Annotated in this window: 6 protein-coding genes; all 6 read right to left on the reverse strand. The window is 37.9% G+C overall.

Going from position 1 to position 6,308, the window contains the following annotated elements; all coding sequences use genetic code 11:
- Positions 1-675 precede the first annotated feature (675 nt).
- Positions 676-1,098 carry a hypothetical protein gene (locus AC1M9I_RS14345; RefSeq protein ID WP_481611192.1) on the reverse strand — a complete coding sequence of 141 codons (423 nt, stop codon included), beginning with the start codon at positions 1,096-1,098 and terminating at the stop codon, positions 676-678.
- Complete coding sequence (locus AC1M9I_RS14350) at positions 1,085-2,512, reverse strand: chymotrypsin family serine protease (protein WP_481611193.1); 1,428 nt, start codon at positions 2,510-2,512, stop codon at positions 1,085-1,087. Before AC1M9I_RS14350 ends, AC1M9I_RS14345 begins: the two co-directional genes overlap by 14 nt.
- Positions 2,513-2,868: 356 nt before the next feature.
- A complete protein-coding gene (locus AC1M9I_RS14355; RefSeq protein WP_481611194.1) occupies positions 2,869-3,156 on the reverse strand; it encodes a type II toxin-antitoxin system RelE/ParE family toxin in 288 nt (95 codons plus the stop codon).
- Positions 3,153-3,467: a type II toxin-antitoxin system Phd/YefM family antitoxin gene (locus AC1M9I_RS14360; protein ID WP_481611195.1), complete on the reverse strand. Its 315-nt coding sequence runs from the start codon at positions 3,465-3,467 to the stop codon at positions 3,153-3,155. Before AC1M9I_RS14360 ends, AC1M9I_RS14355 begins: the two co-directional genes overlap by 4 nt.
- Before the next feature lie 159 nt (positions 3,468-3,626).
- Positions 3,627-5,522, reverse strand: a complete 1,896-nt coding sequence (locus AC1M9I_RS14365; RefSeq protein WP_481611196.1) for a relaxase family protein — start codon at positions 5,520-5,522, stop codon at positions 3,627-3,629.
- A complete protein-coding gene (locus tag AC1M9I_RS14370; protein WP_481611197.1) occupies positions 5,512-5,922 on the reverse strand; it encodes a MobC family plasmid mobilization relaxosome protein in 411 nt (136 codons plus the stop codon). Before AC1M9I_RS14370 ends, AC1M9I_RS14365 begins: the two co-directional genes overlap by 11 nt.
- Between the last annotated feature and the right edge of the window lie 386 nt (positions 5,923-6,308).

The raw sequence follows: 6,308 nt of genomic DNA on the forward strand, positions 1-6,308 counted from the left end.
TTGCTCGGGCTGATGGTGAACGTTGAGAGAGTTTCGGCAATACTTTCCCTAAGGGTCGCTGATTCAAAATCAACATCCCTTAAGTATTGCCGATTAACCTGTAATTGGGCTGACGGAGCCACGCATCGGTCGTATCCGCACATGGTTTTGCTGACCATGCAGACAAGGACTAAAGGTTTTGCACCTTCTCCCACGCGCTCCCTGTCGAAGTATGGTGGTATCTCTGCGAGGATTGCTCCAACATGCAACTTAACCAACCTATACAACTACTTCCAACGCTCCGCCTATGTGAGATCCCCTGTAAGCGGTTTAGCCTTACGACTATCGCTACGATGCACCAGTGACACTTATTCCCTCCACATGCACCGCATATCTTCCTTTAAAAAGGGCGCACAGAAGTAGATAAAGCTCGACCGTTAGGTGCTTATTTGATGATTTAAACTGCTGAATTAACGAAGGACTTCAAATTGAGGCTTGTCAAACTGTTCTAATTCTTTAAAATAGATAGTGGTACTAGCCTTTAAGGTGAATATCAGTATGAGTTGCAAGCTCTGCCGATCTTTCGTTAATTGATGTTGCAAGCATCAAATAACTGTACCCACTGAATTTAATGGAAAAGCCCAATAACTTGCAAGAGTTATTGGGCTTTTTCTTTATAAAAGTATATAAACTAGTTTAGTTGCTATATAGCCAAGCTCTTTTAATACTACTTAAACAATAGTTATCTGAAATACCCAAAGATGACAAAGTTGAATTATCCACCATTATCATATGACCATTTATTCTTACATCTTGTTCATTTTTTAACTTAAGCTTTCCATTAGTAATAAAACCACGATCCCATCTAAATTCATCGGGAAAAATAATTGGAATATTATTTGCCCCAGTGTCCAAATAGACACAATGATCTATAACTTTAATAATACCTCCAGCAAAAGTAAGTCTAGAACCATTTGTGATTTTGGTCTTGTATGTAAGTAACTCAACGTCATTTTTAGGTTTAAGACTATTTACTTTTACAGGCTCTGAAACACAGCCCAGTAATATAAAAACAGTTATTACTATGGCTGTTAAACTATATTTTTTACTGTGTAACAATTGTGGTTCCTATAGAGTTTAAATAATCAAGGCTTGTATATGTGGCAATTGTTACAGGGGTTGATGAATCTGCACCTTGCCACGCACAACCATGCATAATTCCATAACCTGTTGTAAGTGCAAACCATGGGCTTCCACTATCCCCATGATAACATCGCAGTGAACCCTGTCCTGTCGTATGAGGATGACCAGCATTGCCATTTGTATTTTTAACAATTACAAATGTATTGCCATTTCCATCCATATTAGAGCCATTGATACTATCTACTTCACCACAACTTTGAGTAAGCGTAGTTGCATATTCACCCGTTTTTCCTAAATGACAAATATATGCACCATTCACAGTACCATTATCCCATGCTGTTCCAGCACGAGATTTTGTTGCTGTCAATTTTCTATAGTTAACACTTGAGTCAGCATAAAACTCTGCTTTTGCAGCTTGTGCGGAGCTAGTTCCTGCTGGTAAAAAACCTAAATCTGCTACTGAGTCATCTCGCCAGCCGCTAGTAATTGGTTGAGATGCTGATAAAAGAGGAATTATATATTTAGTGCCATCACGATCTGAATATTCATATTGTGAAAACTGCCCCACAGATGCGCAGTGTCCAGCTGTTATAATTCCTAATACACCATTTCGCTTACCTATAAAACCACTAAAACAGGCAATTTGTCCCTTAACAGATGCTGGAGCTGTTGCTAGTAAAGGAGAGCCTCCTCTTGTAGCAACACGAGATGAGTAAGGAACTACAATTACATCTACAGGAACATTAAGGATTCTCTCAGCAACTTGCTTAGAGTTACCATTATCAGACTTCACATATACTTTTGCTCCGCCTGTTTTCTCATCATCATAAACAAGTGTTAAGTTAGGCAGTGCTGTTTTTAACTGTTGTCGTTTCGATGAAATATTCTTTAATCGTTCATCTTTTGTTTTATAAATTTGCTTATTAAAACTAATCGCTGCAGTTAAAGGTTGAGAGTACTGATTAGCAACTGTTCGAATATCAGTATCGCTTACGTTAAACTGTTTTCTTAAAGCAGTATTACCTGTATTTGATAAAATACGTTGAACTACTTGAGATGATTGAGGTTTTATACTTAATACTTTGGGTATATTCTGAGGATAGCTTGCTACATTCACCTTCAAGCCAAAATCATTCTTACTATTATCAAAATAGATCCCTTGAAGATTATTTTTTACGTCATTTCTAATATTAGATATTGTAGTGTTGGCTCCATGCATCAAGATCAGCCGTCTAACAGCCTCATCATAAGGAACCCCATATGATGCTGCATAAAATTTTGCATCTATTGCTAGTGCTTCTGCTTCAGCAACAATATTTGTATCATTTGCAAAAGTATGAACAGATAGTACAGAAATAAGAAGTAAAGGAAACTTTTTTAGGTTCTTCATATTTTTAACTTTTGGTAAAATTATTGTGTTTTAACAATAAATCAAAAAAGCTACTTTTATTGACTGAATTTGAAACAATTTATTAGCACTAAAACAATCACATCCCCCAACTCATGCCACGGTCTTGTTTAGGTTGTGGCTTGTCCATTTCCTTTTGCCGTTCTTTTATCTGGACGATATTTTTTTCAATATCTCTGATGTTTCGCGCAAGTTCTGCTACGCGTTGGTCACACAGTTGAGATTCTCTCTAGAAATTCTTAGTTATTGATTGTGATCTTGCTCATTTCTTTGACCTTGCGATTGATCTACTCGGTATGATTGGCTGTACTGTGCTCTCCCTCGTGGAATTTTTGAAGTTAAATGTTTCTAGCAGTATGCAAGATCCTTAAAATAAAAACTTGCTTGGTTTCTTCATCAATTTGAATAATGGCACGGTATGGGCTATCAGAAATAAGCATTTCTCTTGTTCCTAGGCTTCCCTTTCTTTTAGTACGATTTGGCGAAAAATAGAGTGTTGCTAACTGTTCAGTAATCTTCAAATACATACTTTCAGCTAACTTTTCACCCCAGTTTTCGATGCCATACGCTAAAATTTCAATTAAATCTTGTTCTGCTTGAGGCAAATAGGAAACGTCATAACTCATTTGTTACGGCTCGCTACTAATTCCCGTGCTTTTTGCATCGCTGTAGCATGAACATTCTTCATCGCGATAGTTTCTGATGGGTGAGAGTTCAGAGTGTTTAAGGCTTCTATAATTTTCTCTTTTTCCCAATCTTCATAATCATCGCCCTGGATATCAAAAAGGCTTTCTAAGTGAGTGCCTTTTACATCTTTCAGGGATAAGAAGACACCAACAGGGCGTTTATTTTTAGTCACTAAGACTGGCTCACGTTGCATAGTATCGAGCAATTCGCCAAAGCGTAATTTTGCATCTTTTGCTGTAATAACTTGCATTATAAAATCTCACCAAAGTAGCTACTTTAACTATTCTAATCCCTTCTATCTAATAATCTACTCTTATTTAGATACTTTCTGTTCTATTACCCAATAATAATAATAATAATAATAATAATAATATTCTTATTATTATTGGGTGTAGATAGAAATCCAGTATTAAAAAGATGGGCCGTCATACCCTCTGTCACTTTTACGCGATTGCTTTCGTTCCAACTCTCTACGCTGCTCAAGCTGATCTAAAGCCGTGAAGATACCTGCTGGATTAATTCCGCTAATTTTTGTTGATACCGCTCTACTGAACGCATTCTCTCTGTAATTTGTTCCGTCATCGGCTTCAATTGCTGCTCTATCTCTATCTGAGCTAAAACTGGTAGCTCTTTGCGAATTATCTGCTTCACTTCTGAATCTATACTCAAACTCATCACTAACTCCCTCAAATGTTCTTGCAGCTGAGAGTTCAAGTACTCTTGTAGTTTTTGAGAAAAATTTGGAGAAATAGTCTGTTCTGATAGATTTCGCACGATCTGCTGATATTTCCGCACTATCGTAACTGCTTCGCTGTGCTTCTCGTTTAAAGTCTGCGTGTAGCTCTTTAACTCTTCGATAGTCGCTGATTGTTGTTGAATCAGTTGCAATGCTGTTTCTTGCTCTTGCTGTTGTTGCTTCAATTGCAGCTGTTGATCTTCGATGATTCTCAATAACTGTGTTTCTAATTCGGTCATCGTTTAGTACCCCATTGGAATCATGTAACCATTCTGCCATTCCCCTGCCTTCTTGTTGATCTGAATGCATAGGCGTTGCTTGTTGTTCGATGGGTTCTTGCATGTACTGATATTCAGACTGCCCCCTGATTTGTTCAGGTGATCGACCCTCATTTCTTTCTCGTTGATCACGGTATTTAGAGTTTGTATCTCGCTGTACTTGTTTTTGGTGATAAAACCAAGTGAGAAAATCGCTATAAGCAGAATAACTACTGCTGAAATCAGCCCCATATTCAAAATGGTAAGTTTTTTCTGTATGGCTTGATTCTGGGCCTGCTGCTCTTGGCTCTGTATCTTCTCGTTTAATTGCGTTAAATGGCTCAATTTCGATTGCAGCAAGCCCTGATACTGGCTTAGTTGCTTCTCGACCGTCTGGGCGTTGTTTTGGATACTCTGGGCTATTTTCTCGTCCGCTTCTTGAATAGCGGTCGCTGTGATATTGGCTCTTGTGCTCAAGCTGTCTTTGATAAGCTGTGACGTTTGCTCGATACCTTTCGCCAGTTGTTTCTCTGTATTCTGCAATTCGTCGTTGTACTTCTTGTCTATATTCGCCAGTAGCTCTAAAGCCTTGCTCATAAATTTCACCAGTTAAACGGATAGGACGCTTTGCATCCTCATATGGGTTTTCTATAGATATAGATTTTTGAGTTTGTCGAGTAACTTTGATTTGATTCGATTCAAGCCATTGCACTAATTCTTGCCGATCAGCAACATCGCCATTGGCAACAGCCCGATAGACTCGTTGGTGTAACTGCTCTTTAAAATCCTTAACGTCTTTGGGTAGGTTCTTTTTATTTAAAAATAATTGTTTATGTTCAGGATCATCAGGGTCATACAGTGAATGCTTTGTATTAGTAATCTGCTTAAAGAGATCCACTCGATCTAAATCAACCGGTGCATAAAATGGCTGTAGTCTTTTTCCTGTTGAAAGCTCAACATTAGGAATCACAAAATTAAGTTCAAGCCTTGTCTTTCCAGTGTCCTTATTCACCTTATCTTGGTGCTGTACCCATAAAATCTGATATTGATCTTTCTCTAAGCCAGGGAAAAGACACTTCTCAAAATCTTGCATAATCTGCTGCTTATCCTGGTCACTTAAATCATGCTCATAAAAGGATAAACAACCACTGGTATATTTTTTGGCAAAAGGACTGCTATCAATCAATTGTGCTGTCAGCTCTACATCACCACTAAGCACTTGTGCATGTTCACGCTCTCGGTCCTCACCCAATAAATAATCAAAACAACCTTTTGATAAACCTGAACCATGCCGAAAAAAATCAACGATCATCTGGACGTAACTCCCGAAGCTGTTGATCAATTGAAATCAGTAAATGAAGTAACTTCACTTTATCGAAAGCACCAGTACCCGCAATATCTGTATTTACTGCTTTGGCAATCTGATTCACATTATTACCAATTCGACCAAGTTCTAAAATTAAAGCTCGCTCTGTCTTGGTATAAGAAGATTCAACAACCTTAGTTGCTTCAATTTTTTGATCATCAGCTGCTTTTAAGTTATGAGTTTTTGTTGCTTTCTCTATAGCTGCTTGTCGAAGTAACTTTGCAATCGAGCCATAAGGATTATTGGAATCAAGTAATTGATACTCTGATTCTGAAAGTCTAACTTTAAAAGTTCGTTCTCGAACTGCTTTACCTTTCTTATTTTCTTGTTGTTCAGATCCTAACATCTCAATCTAACCTGCTTTGGCTCTTGTAAGCTTTAAATTGGAAAATCTTTGATTTTTCGATTTAAAGCTTTTCGGGGGTATCGGGGGTGAAGCCCCTGATCAAGGTCACAGAATATCACTGTTTAACGAAGTTAAATAGGGGTATCTGTGTATCCTTGCTTATTTAAAAATGGACAAAGTTGTTATATGAAAATTAAATCAATTGACGCGGTATATAAACTCTAGGAAGTATTGGCATAAATCTTGTAAAACAAAATGCTCTCAACTCTCTTTCAACGTCCCCACATCCCTCGCTTTGCTCGGGCTGATGGTGAACGTTGAGAGAGTTTCGGCAATACTTTCCCTAAGGGTCGCTGATTCAAAATCAACATCCCTTAAGTATTGCC

This window comes from Acinetobacter sp. ANC_7553, assembly GCF_056779895.1.

Coding starts and splice junctions, on each gene's coding strand:
- AC1M9I_RS14350 (WP_481611193.1), bottom strand. CDS start 2,512: ATGAAGAACCTAAAAAAGTTTCCTTTACTTCTTATTTCTGTACTATCT.
- AC1M9I_RS14355 (WP_481611194.1), bottom strand. CDS start 3,156: ATGAGTTATGACGTTTCCTATTTGCCTCAAGCAGAACAAGATTTAATT.
- AC1M9I_RS14360 (WP_481611195.1), bottom strand. CDS start 3,467: ATGCAAGTTATTACAGCAAAAGATGCAAAATTACGCTTTGGCGAATTG.
- AC1M9I_RS14365 (WP_481611196.1), bottom strand. CDS start 5,522: ATGATCGTTGATTTTTTTCGGCATGGTTCAGGTTTATCAAAAGGTTGT.
- AC1M9I_RS14370 (WP_481611197.1), bottom strand. CDS start 5,922: ATGTTAGGATCTGAACAACAAGAAAATAAGAAAGGTAAAGCAGTTCGA.